General features: G+C 55.6%; 13 protein-coding genes and 1 tRNA gene. 10 read left to right on the forward strand and 4 right to left on the reverse strand.

Features of this window, described 5'->3' with window-relative positions:
• Positions 1–119: 119 nt before the first annotated feature.
• The 8 genes from ROO76_05740 to ROO76_05775 all read left to right on the forward strand — a co-directional run bounded on the left by ROO76_05740 (position 120) and on the right by ROO76_05775 (position 7,562).
• Entirely contained in the window at positions 120–1,580 is a 1,461-nt protein-coding gene (locus tag ROO76_05740; GenBank protein ID MDT8067653.1) for a TldD/PmbA family protein, read from the forward strand.
• A gap of 2 nt (positions 1,581–1,582) precedes the next feature.
• On the forward strand, positions 1,583–2,968 hold the full coding sequence (locus ROO76_05745; GenBank protein MDT8067654.1) for a TldD/PmbA family protein: 1,386 nt from the start codon (positions 1,583–1,585) through the stop codon (positions 2,966–2,968).
• A gap of 100 nt (positions 2,969–3,068) precedes the next feature.
• Positions 3,069–3,359, forward strand: a complete 291-nt coding sequence (locus tag ROO76_05750; protein ID MDT8067655.1) for a PilZ domain-containing protein — start codon at positions 3,069–3,071, stop codon at positions 3,357–3,359.
• A gap of 45 nt (positions 3,360–3,404) precedes the next feature.
• Positions 3,405–4,184: a response regulator transcription factor gene (locus ROO76_05755; protein ID MDT8067656.1), complete on the forward strand. Its 780-nt coding sequence runs from the start codon at positions 3,405–3,407 to the stop codon at positions 4,182–4,184.
• Positions 4,185–4,293: 109 nt separating this feature from the next.
• Positions 4,294–4,773: a bacterioferritin gene (gene bfr, locus ROO76_05760; protein MDT8067657.1), complete on the forward strand. Its 480-nt coding sequence runs from the start codon at positions 4,294–4,296 to the stop codon at positions 4,771–4,773.
• Between the two features lie 242 nt (positions 4,774–5,015).
• A tRNA-Ser gene (locus tag ROO76_05765) sits at positions 5,016–5,105 on the forward strand.
• A 648-nt stretch (positions 5,106–5,753) separates the two neighbouring features.
• Complete coding sequence (locus ROO76_05770) at positions 5,754–6,116, forward strand: hypothetical protein (GenBank protein ID MDT8067658.1); 363 nt, start codon at positions 5,754–5,756, stop codon at positions 6,114–6,116.
• 1,293 nt (positions 6,117–7,409) lie between these two features.
• Positions 7,410–7,562 carry a hypothetical protein gene (locus ROO76_05775; protein ID MDT8067659.1) on the forward strand — a complete coding sequence of 51 codons (153 nt, stop codon included), beginning with the start codon at positions 7,410–7,412 and terminating at the stop codon, positions 7,560–7,562.
• A gap of 22 nt (positions 7,563–7,584) precedes the next feature.
• Here ROO76_05775 and ROO76_05780 read toward each other — a convergent pair whose 3' ends face one another.
• Entirely contained in the window at positions 7,585–8,262 is a 678-nt protein-coding gene (locus tag ROO76_05780) for a hypothetical protein (GenBank protein MDT8067660.1), read from the reverse strand.
• Between the two features lie 103 nt (positions 8,263–8,365).
• Positions 8,366–9,271, reverse strand: coding sequence for a hypothetical protein (locus ROO76_05785; GenBank protein ID MDT8067661.1), 906 nt, complete (start codon positions 9,269–9,271; stop codon positions 8,366–8,368).
• A 545-nt stretch (positions 9,272–9,816) separates the two neighbouring features.
• Between ROO76_05785 and ROO76_05790 the strand changes: the two genes are divergently transcribed.
• Positions 9,817–12,213, forward strand: coding sequence for a protein kinase (locus ROO76_05790; GenBank protein MDT8067662.1), 2,397 nt, complete (start codon positions 9,817–9,819; stop codon positions 12,211–12,213).
• A 312-nt stretch (positions 12,214–12,525) separates the two neighbouring features.
• The gene (locus ROO76_05795; GenBank protein MDT8067663.1) at positions 12,526–13,398 is read left to right on the forward strand and encodes a neutral zinc metallopeptidase; all 873 of its coding nucleotides are present in this window, start codon (positions 12,526–12,528) and stop codon (positions 13,396–13,398) included.
• 242 nt (positions 13,399–13,640) lie between these two features.
• Here ROO76_05795 and ROO76_05800 read toward each other — a convergent pair whose 3' ends face one another.
• Both ROO76_05800 and ROO76_05805 read right to left on the reverse strand, forming a co-directional pair.
• Entirely contained in the window at positions 13,641–17,429 is a 3,789-nt protein-coding gene (locus ROO76_05800; protein ID MDT8067664.1) for a TonB-dependent receptor, read from the reverse strand.
• A gap of 533 nt (positions 17,430–17,962) precedes the next feature.
• Complete coding sequence (locus ROO76_05805; protein ID MDT8067665.1) at positions 17,963–20,224, reverse strand: hypothetical protein; 2,262 nt, start codon at positions 20,222–20,224, stop codon at positions 17,963–17,965.
• Between the last annotated feature and the right edge of the window lie 33 nt (positions 20,225–20,257).

Raw genomic sequence — 20,257 nt, forward strand, 5'->3', positions numbered from 1 at the left:
TTATAGGATACGGGAAGAATTCACGTTTGACGATTTTCACGTTGCCGATTGAAAACGGAAGACCACACGGGAGCTTCTGCAATCCTGTAATATGTTGAGCCGGTGATGGTGGGTACTCGATGAAAGATATTGCGGGTTGGGCGCTGGAGACGGCGAAGTTAAGTGGCGCGAATTTGTGCGAGGTGCGGATTGTGCATGAGCGCAATCGCGCGCTTGCGACCAAGAACGGCAGGATCGGGAACGCACAGGATGCGGAGACGATTGGCGCGGGAATTCGAGTGCTCGCTGAAGGGGCGTGGGGATTTTCGGCGACGCAGGATCTAAGTCGTGACGGAATGCAGAAGTGTGCGGCACACGCGGTGGAGATTGCGAAGGCATCGGCACGGGTGAAGACACATGACGTGCGGTTGGCAGAGGAGCCGCCGGCGCAGGTGGATTGGGGTTCACCGTGCGTGATCGACCCGTTCGGGGTTTCGGTCGAGAAGAATATTGATCTGCTGATGCGGATCGATGCGATTTTGCGGGGTGTACAGGGGATTACGCTGGCGGAGACGAATATGAATTTCCGCCGATACGAGCAGTGGTTCTTCAGCTCGGAAGGGTCGCAGATTCACCAGACGCGGACGGTGACGGGTGCGGGGTTCGCAGTGTATTCGTTCGAGGGTTCGGAGATTCAGAAACGATCGTACCCGAATTCGTTTGGCGGGCAATGGATGAATCGTGGATACGAGCTGATCGACGAATTGAAGCTCGAGGACAATGCGCGGCGGATTGCCGAGGAGTGCGTGGCGCTGCACAAGGCAGATCAATGTCCGCAGAAGGTTGGGACGCTAATATTGGATTCGTCGCAGCTTGGGTTGCAAATACACGAGTCGGTCGGGCATCCGATTGAATTGGATCGTGTGCTGGGGATGGAAGCCAATTTTGCGGGCACATCTTTCCTTACTCTCGACAAGCTGAACAATCTGAAGTATGGGAGCGACCTGGTGAACGTGGTGGCCGATGCGACCGAGCAGCATGGGCCGGGGTTGGGAACGTTCGCATATGACGACGAGGGCGTGCAGGCGCAGTGCGTGCCGATTATTCAGCAAGGTGAATTTGTAGGGTATCTTTCGTCGCGAGATACGGCGGCGATGATTGGTCGCGAGCGCAGCGGAGGTGACATGCGCGCCGAGAGTTGGAATCGTGTGCCGATTGTCCGCATGACGAACATCAGCATTCTGCCGGGCGAAAACAATATGGGGCTGGAAGACCTGATCGCAGATACAGACGACGGCATGCTATTGCAGACGAACCGCTCCTGGTCGATCGATGATAAGAGATACAACTTCCAGTTCAGTTGCGAGTTGGGTTGGGAAATCAAGAAGGGTAAACGCACGAGGATGCTGAAGAATCCATCGTATTCGGGGATTACGACGGAGTTTTGGAATTCCCTCGATGCGATTTGCGGGAAGAAAGAATGGATCCTATGGGGAACTCCAAACTGCGGTAAAGGACAGCCCCAGCAGGTAATGGGTACTGGACACGGTGCCAGTCCGGCGCGTTTTAGAAATATCAAAATCGGTACAGCTTTCTCATAGACATGCTGACTAAAGATCAAGCCTTCGATATTTTTCAGCGCGCGAAGAAGTATGCGTCTGTCGACGAAGTGGAAGTGCTCATTTCGGGCGGCCGGAGTGCGCTGACGCGATTTGCGAACAACACGATTACGCAGAATGTCGCCGACGAGAATTATGAGGTGTCGGTGCGGGTGGCGTTCGATCACAAGACGGCGCGGGCGACGACGAATCGGCTGGATGATGAAGGGTTAAAGAGTGTGGTGCAGGCGGCGGAGTCGTTGACGCGATTGCAGGAGCCCGACCCGGATTTATTGCCGATGCCGACGGCACAGGAGGCGGGGCGCGGCACGGAGCCAGACCGGTACTTCGAAGAGACGGCAGGGGTGGGGCCCTCACAGCGCGCGGAGGTGGCCGGAAAAATGGTCGGGGTAGCGCGGCGGCAGAGCCTGATTGCCGCGGGCGTTGCGGCCTCGAGTGAGCACGTGGACGCGATCTTCAATTCGAAGGGCGTTGCGGCATACCACAGGCAGACGGGTGCGGAAGTTTCCATCACGATGCTGGCGACGGATTCTTCGGGATGGCAGAAGGCGAATTCACCGAATGTGGCCGACGTTCATCCAGTGCGGCTGGCGGAGATTGCGGCGGAAAAAGCGCGGAAGTCGGCGGGACCGAAGGAACTGGAGCCGGGAAAGTACACGGTTGTACTGGAACCGGCGGCGGTGCTGGACTTGTGCGGCTTCCTGATGTGGGATTTCAGCGGGCTGGCACTGCTGGAGCAGCGATCCTGCCTGAACAATCGCATGAGAACCAGGTTGTTCGGAGAGAACATCAGCATTTTCGACGACGTTCACCATCCGCTGCAGGCTGGGCCGGGATTCGATGGCGAAGGAATGAAGCGCGAGCGGGTGGAACTGGTGAAGAATGGCGTGGTTCAGAACGTCGTATTCGCGCGGGCGACGTCTGCTATGGCGAAAAAGTCGCCGGGTGAGGGGCTGGGTGTTGAGATTCGGCCAACGGGACACGGATTTCCGCTGCCGAACGAGATAGGGGAGATTCCCCAGAACGTGGTTTTCGGTGCACCGACAGCGGGCAAGGAGCGCACGGTCGAGCAGATGGTCGCGGCGACGGAGAAAGGAATTTTGGTGACGCGGCTGTGGTACATCCGCGAGGTGGAGCCCTACGAGAAGCTGCTGACGGGGATGACGCGGGACGGCACATTCTGGATTGAAGAGGGCAAGGTCCGGTTTGGCGTCAGGAATTTCCGGTTCAACCAGAGCGTGGTGCAGATGCTGCAAAACGTGCTGGAAATGAGCACGCCGGTGCGCGCGAGCGGGGAAGAATCGTTTGACATGGTCGTACCGGCCATGAAGGTCAGGGACTTCAATTTCACGGAAGTGACCCGATTCTGACACAGGATATAAGCCCTTTGGCGGTCTTTCGTAATTTGTTGGGGGACCAAGAAGGGCGCTACTCTCGGGGCAAATGTCTACACTAGACCGATCCCCCGAGATGCGTAGTTCAGTTCGCTTCCCCCTGCATCTGCCGGTCGCAGTCCGAGCGGAGCAAACCGAGCGCAAGGCCGAGACGTTGAATATTTCGGCCGGTGGCGTTCTGATTGAGATGAACGAGGACCTCGATGTCGGCAGCCGAATCGAGTTCACCATTTACGTGCCGGGTCCCCGGCTGGGGTCCCCAAAAGATGTTCTGGTGAGTTGTGTGGGGCGCGTGGTACGCTGCTCACCGGAAGGCGAACACAGTGCCGTGGCTGCGGTCATCGATGAATATCAAATTCTTCGGTGACGGGTGGTCCGGGGTCCCCAGGTTAACTAGAGAGCAAACAGGCATATGGCGAATGACGCCACGCCCATAACCGGACACGAGTCCGTTCAAGAAGAACACAAATCCGGGTCATCCATACGGCTGATCATTGCAGACACTGAACCGATTTTTCGTGTCGGCATCCGTAAAGTGGTGGCGCTGGAAGACGATATCCGTGTCGTTGCGCAGACGGAGACGCTGCCGCAGACGCTCGCTTCCCTTAATAAATTCCCTGCAGATGTGCTGTTGTTCGGCACCACGATGACGCCGAACCCAGCCGATGCCGTGACCGAACTGATGAAAGGTCACGACAATCTGAAGATCGTCCTGGTATCGCCGGAGCTGGGTGAAGAGCAGACTGTCGACTTTCTACGGCGCGGAGTACGCGGGATTGTGACGCGATCTGTTTCTCCCGACTTGCTGGTGAAGTGCGTGAAGAAGGTCCATCAGGGCGAGACGTGGCTTGATAACCAGGGAGTTAACTGGGTAATCGAGGCGTACCGGGCGCAGGCTTCGCAACTGACCGGGCCGCGGCCGAAAGTCCGGCTAACGGAGAAGGAACTACTGATCATCGCTGGTGTGACCCAGGGCATGAAGAATAAGGATATCGCCCACGAGGTCGGGACGACCGAGCAGGTGGTGAAGAACTATCTCCGCAAGGTGTATGACAAGTTAGGAGTGTCCGACCGGCTTGAACTCGCGCTCTACTGCATGCATCACCGGCTGCTGGAAGGGTTGCGCAAAAACCAGCAACAAGCTGCGGCCACACCTGAGCCGCACGCACCCGAGCAAGTGCAGCAGTCATAGTTCTTCTTCTTCTCTTTCAAAACCCGAAAATCGGCGACGAAATAGTATCCCGCCAGCGACCCATTTTGCCTGCTACAATTTCACCGTCGTTTCTCATTAGGGAGCAGATATGAAAGGCGATAAAAAAGTCATTGAGCTGCTGAACGAAGTGCTGAAGGCAGAATTGACGGCGATCAACCAGTATTTTCTTCATGCGGAGATGTGCGAGAACTGGGGGTACGAGCGACTGGGAAAGCTGATCCGGAAGGAGTCGATCGAGGAGATGACGCACGCGGAGAAGCTGATCGAGCGGATTCTGTACCTCGATGGCACCCCGAACATGAGCGACTACTTCAAGATCAACATCGGCGCGACCGTGGAGCAGCAGTTCAGGAATGACGTTGAGTTGGAGTACACGGCGGTGAAGCGGCTGAACAACGGGATTCCGACGTGCGTTTCGGCGGGCGACAACGGTTCGCGCGAACTGCTCGAAAAAATTCTGACGGACGAAGAACACCACATCGACTGGCTGGAAGCGCAACTGCACGCTGTCGGGGAGATCGGGATCGCAAACTATCTGACGGAGCAGTTGAAGGACGAGAAAGAATAATGCAGCTGCTCAAATGGTGGTCGATTGGCGAGCGATGAGGGTGCTGTGGAGTCGCGAATTGATCGATCCGAAACCTGCCGACGGCCGATGATTTCAGAATCGAGGGTTGCATAACAATGTGTTCCCCTGGGGGCCTCCACTCTTCGCGGGCGACGCGGAGAACACGGTATCCGGACCTGATGCTGTAAAATAAAGACCAAGCCCGCGCCGAGGCGACTTGGCGCGTTCCTTTCTTCCGGAGCGGAGAGGTGGCCGAGTGGCTGAAGGCGCACGCTTGGAAAGCGTGTTTAGGGGAAACCCTAACGTGGGTTCGAATCCCACCCTCTCCGCCAGACAGTCTGGCGATAGGGACTCTCCGTATCATTTCGAGCAAAACCTTCGAAAACTCCGCCGGAAATGATGGTATTTCTTGCAAATCGGACTGCGGAGAATCCCCCCAGAGCTGGATTTTTGGGATTGCCTCAAGGCGTGTGCGAAACGCGCGAAGTTGAATCCCGATAACTGGTGGTTGCATAAATTCCGAGCTACGTTTGCAACTAGGTGTCTGCAATCAGGTGTCGATCTGCGAACGGTACAGGCTTGGCTCGGGCACAACGACTTGGAATCCACGATGCGATATCTGCGGCCGGCGCGTATCGATAGCGTACGGTCGAAGGTGAATGCCATATTTAGCTGAAACTTATGTATCGGGCAGTGATAGAAGACCGGGTTTACACTCACTATTCCTTGTCAGTTTCCGGTTTGCCGACGAACCAGACACTGAGCATGGTTGCGAAGCAAGCCCCCTGGTCCTGAACCAAGAAAGAGTCAAATTCTAAATGCTTCATTCGGCGTCGCTTAGGACTCGGAAAGCCAATCTTTTTCTCGCCTCACTTGTACCGAGTTGTACCGAATCCTGACCTTCTTGACACGGCCTTCGACCTTATAATCTCAAACCTTATCGTGGCTGATTTGAGATAGGGTATGGTAGCGTCACAGACATAGGATTTGAGCCGGACGTGATCATGGAGTGCACCGGCGTAGGACAGGTCATCTCGGAGTCCCTCGCCGTCATCGGGGCGAGCGGTGTGCTGTGCCTTACGGGTGTCGGGCATGGCGGCATGGTGCCCACAATCCCAACGGCGAATATGGCGTCTTCGATGGTGCTGAAAAATAACGTGGTTTTCGGCAGTGTCAATGCGAACAAACGACACTGGTACAAAGCGGCTAAGGCCTTGGCTCGCGCAGATCGCTCCTGGCTGGCGCGTCTGATCAATAGGAGTGAACGTCCAGAGAACTTCGCCCAAGCACTGGTTCGTAATCCCGAGGATATCAAGGTTGTCCTTCAGTTCAGCGAGGCGTAAACATCTCTTCCAACCGGACTCGTGGGCCAATGGCATCACTCGGTCGGGAACACAATGCGCGAATATGGAGCAGCTAGTGAAAAACCAGGGGTCGCGTCGATGTCGTTCTGACTAACCGCCACTCAGTCAGACTTCGTCCCTATTATTGGGAATTCCGGCAGGGATGGTGTGCCAAGTGTGCTTCTCATTAAGAAAGAAAGCGACACTCCAGTCCTGAAAGACTGATAGTTTGGCCGTGAGGAAGCTTTCGATTGCCATACATTGCCGCTTCGAGATTCTCATTGCGTGCCGTGACGCCAAGTCTCAAGCGAACGATCTTTCGGGACCAGGTGTGATCTGGCATTAATCACAGGACCGCGAGTGGCTTTGTAGACACTGCACAGCCCACTAAATTGTCCCGGGTATCTGATAACCGTCGGAAAATCCGCTTATCACAAGTAATCCAGAGCAGCGGGATTCTGGAATGTCTTCACCCAATCGTGCCGCCGTTGTTGAGTTCCGTACTAATTTCCGTGACTACCGCTTGAATATCATCCGTAGTGATTTCACGTAGCCAAAAGTGTATTTCTTCGGGCCCTTGCTGATGTTCGGAGCAACACTTTTAGGTGCGTTTCGACAAATCGTGAGTGGTATATCTCTATGATCACCTGATCCGGGGTTGCTGGATAGGGTAATAGAAGTCCTGTTCCCAACAACTATCCTGATCCGCGATAGAATTGCGTCGATGAAAACCCGGTTGCGGTGGTTTCTTCTGGCATTGGTCTGTGGAGCATCTGCTCACGCCCAGCAGTCAAGGTTTGCAGGGTGTTATGAAGTCGTTTCGCTGAGTTTCAAGCCAGCAACAAACGTGAATCAGCTGATCCCCAGTGCCTTCCGACTAAGCGACGAGCGATACAGACCGGATACTTCTGATATTTTCAGGATACGAGCACTACCGCACAGTCAACCTCTTGGCGCATTTGCGTCGACTTGGCGACCCCGGCGGAATGGGCCAATGCTGGACTTCAGCACAGGACTTGGTGGATACCGGGGGAACCTGCAACGGCTCACACAAGATGAGTACGTAGGCCAACTGAAGGCGTGGTGCGACTACCATTGTGAAGTCAAAACACAGGCCAGAATTCAGATTCGACGGATCAGCTGCGATCAGGATCATCCATCGAGCCAATAGTTAACGATAAATCTCCATCTATTACCCTATCCTGAGTAGCTGCTCAAATTAACCCTGAAAGTGAACGTCCCACTCAGGTACCCGCAAGAAGTGCGGGGCTGTTTACCTGCAACGTGGACTCTATGTCCATTCAACGGAACGGGTTCATTGAGGCGGGACTACTGGAAACTGCACGGTTTGAGGCTGGTCCACCGGTGGGGGCACTCTTCTTCGAGCAACTGAAGGGCATCAGGGCCGCCGTAATGGGTGACGATTCGCCTGTGTTTCACGGGTAACCAACTCCCGGAGAGTATTTCGCTACTGCGATGTTGCCGACGACAGCTCAATGTCTGTCTTGGAGGCATAGGAGGCAGCAGCCCAGTTGCGGCTGCGCAGCATCTGGACAGATACGGCCACATACCATAAGGCGACAAGGGGGCCTAAATCCACGAGTCCTGCATTGGCGGGCGGTGTCGGAAACGTCGCGAGATTCAAAGCTGCGAGTCCTGCTGCCAACACGAACCCCAGGACACCGAAGAATCGTCCAAATCGAGGGTGATGCAGCATGTTCCAGGCGAAGAGAACTGTGCCCAGGACAGCGTACACGTCCCATGCGACATCCAGACCCAAGTCCACTCTGCGGAACTTGGTCCAGAGAAAGTCGTCCAGAGAGGCGCGACCGCCCGCGCGGACCGACATTTGTACAAGGAGCATGGCCGTTACAAGCGCACCCGCAATAGCGTTTGAGATCGGTGCTATTTGAATGGAAACCGAATTGCGGTTCAGCGCCAGCAATTTGTATAAGCCGTAGCTCCCCACACTGAACAGTGGTCCGAAGGAAGCGGCAAGCGTTGTGCCAACCGCGTCGGGCAATGGCATGAATACCATCAATGCATAGACCACAATTGCTGTCAGCCCGCAGATTCCTCCGAGTTTGATCCATTGAAGATCAAATTTCATTTCTTCCGGCGTGCATTCTGGTGCGACTTGAGGCATAGTTCTTCTCCTCGTGGTCGACTGTCGCTGTTTCTGCCGGTAAACCGGCTGGCACTATTTTGGCCTTGATTGTCCGCAGCCGCCCCGGATCCTTGCCGGCCCTTCACCTCTCAATCGGAGTGGCTGGCCCGAGTTGGACGGCATAATCGGCAATCTCCTTCAAGCGGATTGCGCCAAAAATCGGATTGTCTTCCAACTTCGTAATGAGCAAATCGCCTGCGGGCCCACCGAAAGTCACCGTGTCTTCTGTGTCCCACACTCCGTCAACCGGGGCCTCTCCCGCGAACAGCCAAACGGCTGCGATGTCTTGCCTAGCGACACCCATGGCAGGCAGGCGCGCACCGACCGGACGCCGGCTATTGGAGTCGTACATGTAACGGCCGCCGTTCATCATATGCATTCGGCCACCATAAGCAACGATTCGCTGGGCGGGATATGCTTGTGCCGCCGCCGCGATGGCACGCGCCATGGTGTCGTTGCGCGTGTCAGTGAGCAGTAACCGCATCAGGCCGACATGCCAGGAATTCTCATCATCAGCAACGATTCTTGCGACTGCGGCGCGGTGTGTCCGGGCCCACCGCACGGTCGACCTGTAAGGTAAAACGTCCGAGCCTCTGAATGCTTCGTCAAGGGCAGACTCATCACCGGTTTCAAGATAACTATCGATCTGTTGCTGAACATGTTTGGGTAGCTCAAGTAAAAGGACCGTGCCATGGCCATCTTTTGCGTACAGGTCGTCCAACAGGCCCTGGAGCCAGACCTGCGGCTCCTGCTGGAAGTGTGCCTCTCCTATGAGGAGAACTCGCTTCCTCGCCAACTGGGATAGAAGCTCTGAACGATCCACGGCTGATGCTGCCAGCATGCCTCTAACGTGTGGCCGTTCGTTCTCGGGGACTCCGACGACATTGAGAGGCCCCATCCTGGGTTCCAAGGCGACCCGAACCGCAACGAGAATCGTGATAAAGGAAACAGCAATAACAACGGATTTCACAAAAGGTCTTTTGGCCACCGTGCAATCTCCTCTTCCAGCAGCGTGAGAGATCGAAGCTGAACACCGCCGCGGAATCTGAACCGACTGGGCCCACGAGGCACTGAGAGGAAGGATCCTTCACCAGTCATACGTCGACAACTATTGAGAAGTTCACTCATCCAGAATTTCGGTACTTGTGCCGCAACAAAATCCTGACCATTTGACCCAGCTTATTCATAGGTAGGAAGGGTGAGGCTACGATGGTGTGATAATCCTTTCGGCATGAGAAAAACGCAACGTAGGGAATGAAGTATTTCCCTGGAGCAAATGCTAAAGAAGCTGCGTCATCGCCCCTATCTTTGTCGATTCAACATCCTGGAAGTCATCTCAGCGGGCCGGTGTTCACAAGCCCCAAACGGCATACCCGCCGATAACGCGCAATGCGCTACTGCGATTGGACAAGCCGCCAGCCCGGCACATGTATCACATACGCGAGTGACCCGAATCACAGACCCAGGTGGCTCTTCGGGGCCATACATTGCGCCACAGCGTGGGCCACCGCAATTGCACGGAAAGGGTTCGACTTGGCATCGCAGGGGATTCATCCGTCTATTTCGGCAGGGCAGAAGCTTGACCATTATCGAATCGTCGAAGAAATCGGCGTGGGCGGGATGGGTGTTGTTTACCGAGCGCACGATGAACACCTCGACCGTGAAGTTGCGATCAAAGTTCTCCCTGAAGGTGCTCTTGCCAACAACGCTGCCCGGAAGCGTTTCCATAACGAAGCTCGTGCAGTTTCCAAGCTGAATCATCCAAATATTGCAACAATTCATGCCTTTGACAGCATAAGGGACCTGGATTATCTCGTGATGGAGTATGTCCCCGGGGAAAAGATGCGCGACAAAGTGGCCGCCGGCCCACTGTCACAATCCGAAATTGCGAACTTGGGCTTGCAGGTTGCGGAAGGTCTCGTTGCGGCACACCAATGCGGGATAGTGCATCGCGATCTGAAGCCGGAAAACGTGCGGCTCACACTTGACGGTCGACTGAAAATCCTCGATTTTGGCCTTGCTAAATTGATCCGCCCTTTTACGGATATAACGACAACCGACAGCAATATCTCAGGAGTGGCCGGCACATTGCCCTACATGGCACCGGAACAGTTGCTGGGCAAGGTAGTGGACCACCGCACTGACCTGTTCTCGTTTGGCGTAATGCTATATGAGATGGGCACCGGAGCGTTGCCGTTCACGGGGAGCACAGCTTCCGCGATTTCCGACGCAATCCTCCATCGCGTGCCGACGCCACCGGTGCAGATCAATCCCAAACTGAGTCCGAGGCTGCAAGAAATCATCCACAAGGCGCTGGAGAAAGCTCCGGAGTTGCGTTATCAGCATGCGGCGGATATGCGAGCGGACTTACAGCGATTGAAGCGAGATTCGCAACCAGCGCTTCCCGTAGCCGCCGCTCAGTCGCAGATATTCGCGGTTGATCCAAACGTTCGGAGCCGGCTGGCGATGCTCGTGCCAGCAGTAGTTGTTGCCGTGCTGCTGGCGATCCTGGTTGTTCTTCCCATGATACGCACGCGCATGAGTTCTCCGCCGCCCGCGCACACAGCCACCGATTTGTCCCCAGCATCGATCGCTGTGCTCCCGTTCGCTGACCTGAGTGCGAACAAAACCGAGGAATACTTTTCGGATGGATTGACCGAAGAGCTAATCAACGATTTAGCAAAAATTCCCGAGTTGCGGGTCACCGCCCGAACGTCATCCTTCCAGTTCAGGGACAAGAGTGAGGACCTGCGCACTATAGGCGAGAAACTGAATGTGGCAACGGTTCTGGAAGGCAGTATTCGCAAACAAGGTAAGCGTGTACGAATCAGCGTTGAACTGATCAAGACATCGGACGGTTTTCATCTATGGTCGGAGACCTACGACCGAGATCTCACCGACATCTTCGCTGTGCAGGAAGGAATTGCACAATCTGTGGCGGGGGCCCTGAAACTGAAGCTGCTGGGAAGAAAACCGGCCCTCACACGGGCGATGAATCCTGAGGCGTACAACGAATACCTGCAAGGAAATTACTTCTCGCAGCGAGTCACGAAGGAGAGCATGGAAAAAGCTGTGGGCTACTATCAGCACGCGATCAAACTTGATCCAGATAATGCGCCAGCATGGGCTGGGCTGGCTCGAGCCCGCGGCGTTCAGGCCGGCAATGGACTCATTCCTCTGCACGAAGGATTCCGAGAGGCGCGGGCAGCCGCGGAGCGGGCCCTGGCTCTAGATCCGAGCCTGGCCGAAGCCCATGCGGCTATGGGCTTCATCGAGAGAAACTACGACTGGGACTGGGCCGGCGCGGATGCATCTTTCCAGCGCGCCTTGGCGCTGGATCCCGGAGACGCCAATGCATTCGGAGACGCAAGCAATATGGCTGCTACCCTGGGCCGATGGAACGAAGCTATGCGATTGGTCGCCCGCAGAGTAGAACTCGACCCGCTCCGGGCACAGGCGCGCCTGCAACTCGGGGCGACCGCTTGGTACGCCGGTCGGCTAGATCAAGCCGCAGCAGCACTTCAGAAAGCACTGGAACTCAACCCAGACGGTCAGTTCGTCCATACCGAACTCAGCCGCGTGTACTTGGCAAACTCACATCCGCAAGAAGCACTGGCCGAAGCGGAACGCGAGACGCAGCCTGGGTTCCGTTTGCAAGCGTTGGCACTTGCGTACTATGCACTGGGCCGTAGGCAGTACTCAGATCGAGCGCTGGCAGAACTGATTGAGAAGTACCAAGCCGACTGGGCCTTGCAGATTGCGGAGGTGTACGCCTTTCGTGGAGAGGTCGACCTCGCCTTCGCGTGGCTGGAGCGTGCCTATGTCCAACGCGATGCCGGGCTCTCCCTCATCAAAGACGACCCGCTGCTGAAGAATCTGGACCACGACCCGCGCTACGCAGCCTTCCTGAAGAAAATGGGCCTGGCATAGAGGCTTGGGACTTTGGCTCTGTCGATCGGCTACTGTCGCGCAACTGGCGCGCTACTTCCGAATGACCACAATTCGGAAGTTATGATCAGCATTCTCCGCAGCTTAGTGGCTCTTGAACTGGCCTGATTGAACCATGTGTCCTGAATCAAAGAAGGAATTCCGGCTGGCTGAATGGACCCAGGCTCCATCACTGACGATTGCTGGGCGAATCTGGTGCGAGCGATCGTCGCACTTAGGTCCGTTTTGCCCTGTTGAGCGCCGCTCCCTTTGGATATATAAACCCGGAGTATCGTTCCCGCATCGGAGAGTATCATGGATTGGCAAGATCGTGGTCGCAGCAGTGACCTGGAAGATCGCCGTGGCGAAAGGGTTGGCCTGGGCGGCGGGCTGCCCCTCATGCTGATGTCCATGCTTTTCAGCCGTATGGGCATAGGCGGTGTGGTTTTGTTCCTCGTGCTGATGTTTTTCTTCCGCGGGAGTTTCATGAACCTCATCAGCGGCGGCTCCGGGGGCTCCTCGAGCAGCGCCCCCCGCACTGTGAATGACCCCGCGGAAGAGCCGAGAGTCCGCTTCGTCTCTTTCGTGCTCGACGACGTGCAGCAAACCTGGCAGCAGAACTTCCAGCAGCGCGGAATGCAATACCCGCATGCGCACCTCGTGCTCTTCCGTGATTCCATCCAGTCCGGCTGTGGCATGGCGCAGTCCCAGACTGGACCGTTCTACTGTCCCGCCGACCAGAAGGCTTACATCGATCTGAGTTTCTACGACGAACTTCGCAACCGTTTCGGCGCCGACGGCGATTTCGCGCAAGCCTATGTCCTCGCCCATGAGATCGGCCATCACGTTCAAGATGTTCTTGGCACGGAACGCAAGGTCCGCCGTGCCATGCAGGACAATCCCGACGAGCAGAACGCACTTTCGGTTCGTCTCGAACTCCAAGCCGACTGCTACGCCGGGGTCTGGGGACACTCGACCCAGCAGCGGAAACTCGTCAACGAACGGGATATCGCAGGTGCGCTCAATGCAGCCGCCGCTATCGGCGACGATCGTATCCAGCGAATGTCAGGCCGGGAAGTGAGTCCGGAGACCTTTACGCACGGCTCGTCAGAACAGCGCCAGATGTGGTTCAAGAGAGGCCTCGACAACGGCACGATCGAAGCCTGCAATACCTTCGCCACGCAATAGACCTTCAGCTAGCTAGCTCCAAAGCTGCACCTGCAGCGGCGAAGTTCGTTCTTTCGGCGCTCGTTCGTTGCGGACAATGGATACCGTGTCCACTGCTCGGCACTCACCGCCATCCCGAGGGGCACGCCAGAGAATTGGGCTTTGTTTGGCCTTTCGGGTCGGTTTTATCGTGGTCTGATGGAGATTAACCGCAGCAGACAAATAAGACCCGCAATGCACAGACTGGTCGTCTTTAGCTCTGATCACCACGTTACGCGAAGTGCGATCTGAATCTGTCGGGGGTCGAATGCGGCGGTTGGGACTCCGGCGACAGTATAGAGCGGATTTACGTCAGCAACATTAAACCGATTAATAACGTTGAATGTGTCGACAATTGCATCCAGGGCAAACCGTTCGCGCAACTGAACCCGACGCGATATGCGCAGGTCATTAAAGATAGTCCAGGGCTTTGCACCAGCGTTTCGCTTTAGATTGCCGTTGAAGGTCGCGTTTGGGTCTCGGTAACACGGCAGTTGAAAAAAGCCCGTCGGTGAAAAGCGGGATGCAACAACGGGATCTCCACAGGCATTAGCCAAAGTGTCCGGGCGAACCGCCATTGGCCGGTCCATTGCGACGTAGAAGTCGAAGTTCCTGTCTGTATAGGTGACGATATTAAAAGGTCTTCCTGAACTGACCTCGATGATCGGCGCCAATGTCCAACCATTCAGTAGCCGCGCCAGACCTTTCTTGAAGACGTTTCCAGATTCGAACACCGCACTGAGTACCGCTCGGTGCCGTTGATCAAACAGCGAGTTCGCACGCTCGCGTTCCGGGTGGTACGAATCCTGCGGTCCTACGCCACTTTGCAGATCGGTGCTTCCGTCATCAATTGCATGAGCCCAAGTATACGAGAGTAGAAATTCATGATGGGCGCTCGCGCGTTTACGAAGATTCGCTGTAAATCCGTGATAAGACGATGTGCCGTCGGAGAAATTGGCTGGCAGCCCGCTGAACGGAATCGGAACCCCGACCCCCAGCCCGAATTCCTTCATCGTGCTTGCCGCGTCATCAGCACAAACGGCGAATGGTGACGCTGTTCCTGTCAGGGAGGGATTCAGTCCCGAGGGTCGAAAAAAACTCACAAGCGGCGCAGGCGCGAAATTTGAAGACTCCCAGACCGGAGGTAATCCCAGTGCCCGCAGCATGGCCGGGCACGTGGAGACCGATAGCGGATCTGAAGGCCTCAATTGGTTCAGCACGGCGGTCGGAACGCCTGCCGCAGCGAGCGAATCGACAGCCGCAGAAGCACGGTCATAATTCAGCTTCAGCAAGTCACTGCGGACTCCGTTGGTTTTGTCATAAGGACGATTCAGATGTCGTCCGCCGGCAAAGTTATACTCCAGCTCCAATGCCAAGTTAGCGCCAAATGCATGCTCCACTGAGAGATTTGCCTGGTTCGAGTACCCGTACTGAAAATCGCGTCCGACCGGCATAGCAAATGGCAACATTACCAGTGACACCCCGTTTGCCAGATACTGCTGTTCTGTGAAGATGGACGGAGCGTTGGGGGCAGGATTGAATCTCTGTTCTTCCGGAAGATAGTTAAATGCAGGCGGCAGACAGTTCAGCAGTCCCTGGAAAGCGTTGGTTGCGTTTAATAAATTCCTGTTATTTGGACTGCATCCTGGCATTCCAGCGAAGAGTGTTACCAGCGGGGCCTGTGCGCCGTCTGCGACATCCGAATCGAATGCCATAGCCATGAGCGGGTGATCGAAGAAGATGCCGTAAGAAGCACGCACGACATTTCTTCCACTAGCTCGCGGATCCCATGCTACGCCGAGTCGGGGTGAAACATTGTTATAGTCGCGCGGAATGCCCTGGGTGATTCCCATCACCCTTTCCGCTGCTTGAGACATTGCATTGATTGCCTTGAATTCCGGGGTCAGTTCCACGTCATAGCGAAGGCCGTAGTTCACAGTCAGGTTCGATCGCATGCGCCAACTGTCTTGGACAAATCCAGAAAATGACCGATTCGTGAAGTGCTCACTCGGATTGCCGACACCCTGTGTGAATGATTGCGGAATTCCCAAACCATAGGCCTGCACCGGACTAAATCCCGGGATCGCTATCTTTTCCAGTCCAAATGCGGATAAATCGAGTTGATCAAGAGGATTTCCGTTTTCATCCGTGATCAACGAGCCGGCCCTGAGGGAGCCCACCGTATAAAGCCCCCCGAATTGGATTGTGTACACTCCGCTCAGTGGAAGTATGTGGACGTCGGCGCCGGTCTTAAAGGTGTGCCTTCCTTTGGAGACCGTGAAATTGTCAGAAAACTGGAATCGCTCCTCTGTTCGAGCAACATAGGAAACCGGTTCACGTCCAAAGAAAGCGTAGCCGGCGATGTTGATGCCAGGATTGCTTCCTCCCTCAGAACTCGAATTGACATATCGGAGGCCTCGATACGCATATTGCGAACGAAACTCATTGACTTTGTTGGCGCCGAGGACCCACGTATGCTGCGCCGAAACCGTCCAATCCGAGTAACGCTGATCGGCACTGCGAGACTGGGAACTCTGTCCAAGATTAGCGGCGATTTGCGTGTTCTGAATACCGGTCAGAAAGCTCGGACTGAACCCAATTCGCAACGTTCCGGTCTGGTCGTTGCTGAATCGGTTATCGAGGCGAAGAGAGTAGATGTCCGTAGCCTCCGTGACTGGGTAGTTCCCAATTAGGGATTTCAGCGGAACAAAGGATTTTTGCAACGCAGCTCCGCTGGTTGGAAAAACCGTGAGTCCGGCAGGAGCAGGTAAAGAAAACCTTGCCGCCAGACCGGCGACGACATCAATCATCATTGGCGAAGGAAGCTCTCCATTCAGTGCGACTCCGCTGCCACCACCCGCGAACGCGAGGTATGACGACATGAATCTCTGAAGTGAGGGTGCTAGCGCATTCTTCTGTGCTGCGGATAGAGAATTGAACTTGGCCGCCAAATCCGAAACAAAGTACGCCTGTTCTGGGGTGAGCAGAACGGTACCGTAAGACGTACCTCCCAACCCGAATAACGGCGCAAGAGGAGTGGTGTCATATGGTTCGAAGCCAAAATTATTCGAGCCAATGGTCGAAAAGCCCGTCTCCCGCCGGCGCGTTGCTTCATATGAAAAGAAGTAAAACGCTTTATGTTTTAGGAGAGGGCCGCCCAAGCTTAAACCCGTTTGTACACGCGTGTAGGCCGGATCTGTTTCCGTGCTGAACGCATTCACGGCCTGGAGCTTGCGATTGCGAAGGTAGCCGAAAGCACTGCCATGTGTGCTGTCAGTCCCGGATTTCGTGACAATGTTGATGAGTCCACCCGATGCCCGGCCGTACTCGGCGGCGAAGTTGTTCGTCTGAATCTGGAATTCCTGTACTGACTCCTGCGATACCGTCGAACGAACGCCATTAGTTGTGTTATCGATGGAATCGGTTCCGTCCACGTTGACCAGATTCGAGCGCGGTCTCTGCCCGCTGAAACTGATTCCGGAAGTGGGTGCGGCCCCTACGACGGGAGAGGAGTCGCGAGTCAGCCGTGAATCCATCAAGGCGAAATTGATGTACTGCCGCCCATTGATTGGAAGATTTGTGACGCTCTGTTGCCCAATCGTTGTTGCCGATGCGGAACGCTGCGTCTCGACAATGCCGGGATCTCCCGTGACAGTCACATTGTCACTGACGCTTGCTACGGCCAGCTTTGTGGAAAGCTCGGCGACCTCTCCAAGATTGAGTCGTACGTCTTTGACGAGGGAGACGGCAAAGCCCTCAGCCTGAATGGAAACGGTGTACTCATCGGGGGGTAATGCAATAAATAAACATTCGCCATTCGAGTCGGTCGTGTTCGAGCGCTCCACTTTGCGCGCGTCGTCTCTAACGGTAATGGCCGCTCCGCTGATGACAGCCCCGTCCGGATCTCTGATTGTGATTCGAAGATCGGCGCTGGCGACACTCTGGCACCAACCACTTGCGACGACCAACATCGCGAAGACAGTGACACCGGCAACTCGGGCGACCGCCATCATTGCAGTTCCTTTGCAGGCATTGACCTGTGGTCGCCAGTATTTATGAGATCGTATGAGCTTCCGTGCCCGTGATGTGAACGAGAGGGTACAAACAATCGGAACAGAACGAGGAAGGGAACGGTTACAAGAAGGATTTCGATGACCAGCAAGAGCTTCAGTAGATCCCAGGATGTCATCTCGACAAACTTCTGAACGGTGGGTCCAAAGGCAATACACGTCACGTTCAACATGCTGCCTCCCAGCCAATACTTGTGAGGGAAGTCGGGGTCCTGGCGCTTGAGTCGGCACTCACTACTGCTGACGATAAAATTATGGTGCCGGAAAAGACCAGAGAGACAGAATTAATTTCAAACGCTTGAAATACGGAGGATAAATTCCAGATTGAGATGCGCGAGATCGTGCATCCAGCACAGTTTCCGGCGAACTGATCCTTCAAGAAAGCGCGGATAGGCTGAGCCTATCCGCGCTTCTGTCGACCACCCCTGCGGAGGGTGCGGACGATCCTGCAGCTCCCGATTTAATTCATAGGGGCGTTATTCTTGGATCCGGTTCACTTCACTTCCCAGGAATAGCACTTTGTCGTGAGACACGATGTAAAAAGGCGGAAAAATGAGCGGGTGGCTTCCGATTTCACCCACAATCGAACCCTTCCCGGTTCCCCCTTCGTTGGGAGGGACAAACTGGAAACTGAATGTACCCTGACCATCAGAATACGAACCGATGGCATAGTGCGTTTCGTCCAGCAGCATCCACGGAAGACCGCTTCCCGCATATCTCCCGAACATCTCATCGGGCGGAAGCGGTTGCTGAGCGTATCCTAGGCTCCCTCCGTCCCTGTACTTGGTTGGGCTGACCAGGTACCAAACGGCCGTCACATCTGAGCCGACCCACTGCACCAGTGTGCGGCCCCATTCATCAACCGTGTAGGTCGCAGAGAAAGGAACGTTCTCTGTGAACGTGTAGCCCTCGAACATCACAAGTCCGCCAGAATCGTACACGCCACTTAGATTGCCTGCCCCATCGGATTCAAAGCGTCCCAGCATGGAACCGCTGGAGAAAATGTAAGGTCCCCTGAGCGTTGCCAGTGACACGGGACCGATCTGTCTTTCCGCCGTGCCCGCGACCGTACCCAAGCGCGTGGTCCCCATTATGAGGAACTTGTTGAGCGACACAGCGACGAAGGATGCGGCGAAGTCAATCTCGCTGCCCATGGTGGCACCGCGGATCGTGCCCGCTCCAGCGTTTCCTATCGTGAATGCCCCCGCCAGACGTACCGGAGCGCCGCCTGCTTCAAGTTGACCTCCGAGAGTCCCGTCAGCCTCCAGCCGGACCGCACCCGGGAACAAGGTGTCCGAAGAAAGGCCATCTGGCCAGCAGATGTACGCATAGCAGGGGACGGTTTCCCGGAGAACGGTCACATACGTTCCCGCGAACGTTTCATCATTGAAATCCTCAACGCTCTGGCGTTCCAGGAATCCCGCCGGACTAATTCCCTGAGCGTAGTCATTGGAGATGAGGGCCAAGCGCCAATCACTTTCCACCGGGGCCGATGATCCAAAACTTAAGTATCGGGGGTGGATCACGAGTTGGCGGTCGAACCCCAGCGTGTAGGTGCCTGTCACCGGCGTCTGCAGACGCTCAGGCGCATAATAAGACCACATGGAGTATGTTTCGGCGCTTCCCGAGATACCCCCATTCCCGTCGAACGTGATCGTCCCGATATAACCGCCCAGCTGCATTGCGAATGTGCCTCGCAACCTGGAGTTATCGTTCTCTCCCGGAGCCTTGATGGTCACGAATGCCCACGCATGGCGGTTTGGCATTACGGCTTTATCTGTTCCTGTTACGATCACAGGATTCGTATCCGGCTCCCTGTACGGCGAGCGGTAGACGTTGTCGATGATCCACCCGGAATTCGCATCGATCCTCTCCTGGCCGTTTACCGCCCAGTTTGCCGGAACCTCCGTTCCACTCCGCAGGAGCTTAAATTCCTGTCGTTGAGCCAATCCAAGGGTCAACTCGGACGGAGACAGGCTCAGCGCTTCCTGTGTGTTTCCTGTAACACTGAGTTGCGTCGAAAATGTACCGGATGTGATGTCCTGGAATGCCGCGGTCACCGTCACCGGCACCGCAGGAACACTCGCCGGCGGATAGTACCAAACCTGATCCTGCTCCGAAGACGGAACGATCACCCCTGCTTCCGCGCTTCCCCTCGCCACACCATCGACGCTCCAGGTAACTCTTGGATAAGAGAAATGGCAAGTGTCCTCGACCTTCAGCACCAGCGGAAGCCGTCCGTTCAACTCTACGGACGTTCCCTCCGGAGTATGTAGTGCCGCCCGCTGATCACAGGCAAACAGAAGCGTTACGGTCGCGCTGTAGCGTTGATCTGAGGCGAGCACCGCTGTGACGCTGGTGTATGACGTCGGAGCTTCAGTGGGAGCCGTGTACAGTCCCGTCTCGGATATCGTTCCCCACATCTTGTTGCCACCCGGAACTGAAGCGACTTGCCAGATTACCTTGGTATCGGCTGCATTCTGGACCGATGCTGAGAACTGCAATGTTCTGGGCGCATCTGGGAAACTGATTGTGACGGTTGCGTCCGCCGGTGTGATCGTAATCGTTGGATTCGGCTTCACCGGGTCGTCGTTCGGTTGAACCGGAATTCGATACGTCGTCCCTCCGCCGCAACTCATCAGACCCAGCGATAAGACCAGTACAATCCCTATGAAATTTGCGTACCTCAAGGAAGCCTTGCTCGAACACGAGAAGAAGGACAACCGATTGCATTTCATAAGTGCCTCCGCAGAATCGACACTGCCTTTCTA

The sequence above is a fragment of the Terriglobia bacterium genome (assembly GCA_032252755.1).
In the GTDB taxonomy this organism is placed as follows: Bacteria; Acidobacteriota; Terriglobia; order Terriglobales; family Acidobacteriaceae; genus JAVUPY01.

Coding starts and splice junctions, on each gene's coding strand:
- ROO76_05755 (MDT8067656.1), top strand. CDS start 3,405: ATGGCGAATGACGCCACGCCCATAACCGGACACGAGTCCGTTCAAGAA.
- ROO76_05740 (MDT8067653.1), top strand. CDS start 120: ATGAAAGATATTGCGGGTTGGGCGCTGGAGACGGCGAAGTTAAGTGGC.
- ROO76_05775 (MDT8067659.1), top strand. CDS start 7,410: ATGTCCATTCAACGGAACGGGTTCATTGAGGCGGGACTACTGGAAACT.
- ROO76_05805 (MDT8067665.1), bottom strand. CDS start 20,224: ATGAAATGCAATCGGTTGTCCTTCTTCTCGTGTTCGAGCAAGGCTTCC.
- ROO76_05745 (MDT8067654.1), top strand. CDS start 1,583: ATGCTGACTAAAGATCAAGCCTTCGATATTTTTCAGCGCGCGAAGAAG.
- ROO76_05800 (MDT8067664.1), bottom strand. CDS start 17,429: ATGATGGCGGTCGCCCGAGTTGCCGGTGTCACTGTCTTCGCGATGTTG.
- ROO76_05750 (MDT8067655.1), top strand. CDS start 3,069: ATGCGTAGTTCAGTTCGCTTCCCCCTGCATCTGCCGGTCGCAGTCCGA.
- ROO76_05780 (MDT8067660.1), bottom strand. CDS start 8,262: ATGCCTCAAGTCGCACCAGAATGCACGCCGGAAGAAATGAAATTTGAT.
- ROO76_05795 (MDT8067663.1), top strand. CDS start 12,526: ATGGATTGGCAAGATCGTGGTCGCAGCAGTGACCTGGAAGATCGCCGT.
- bfr (MDT8067657.1), top strand. CDS start 4,294: ATGAAAGGCGATAAAAAAGTCATTGAGCTGCTGAACGAAGTGCTGAAG.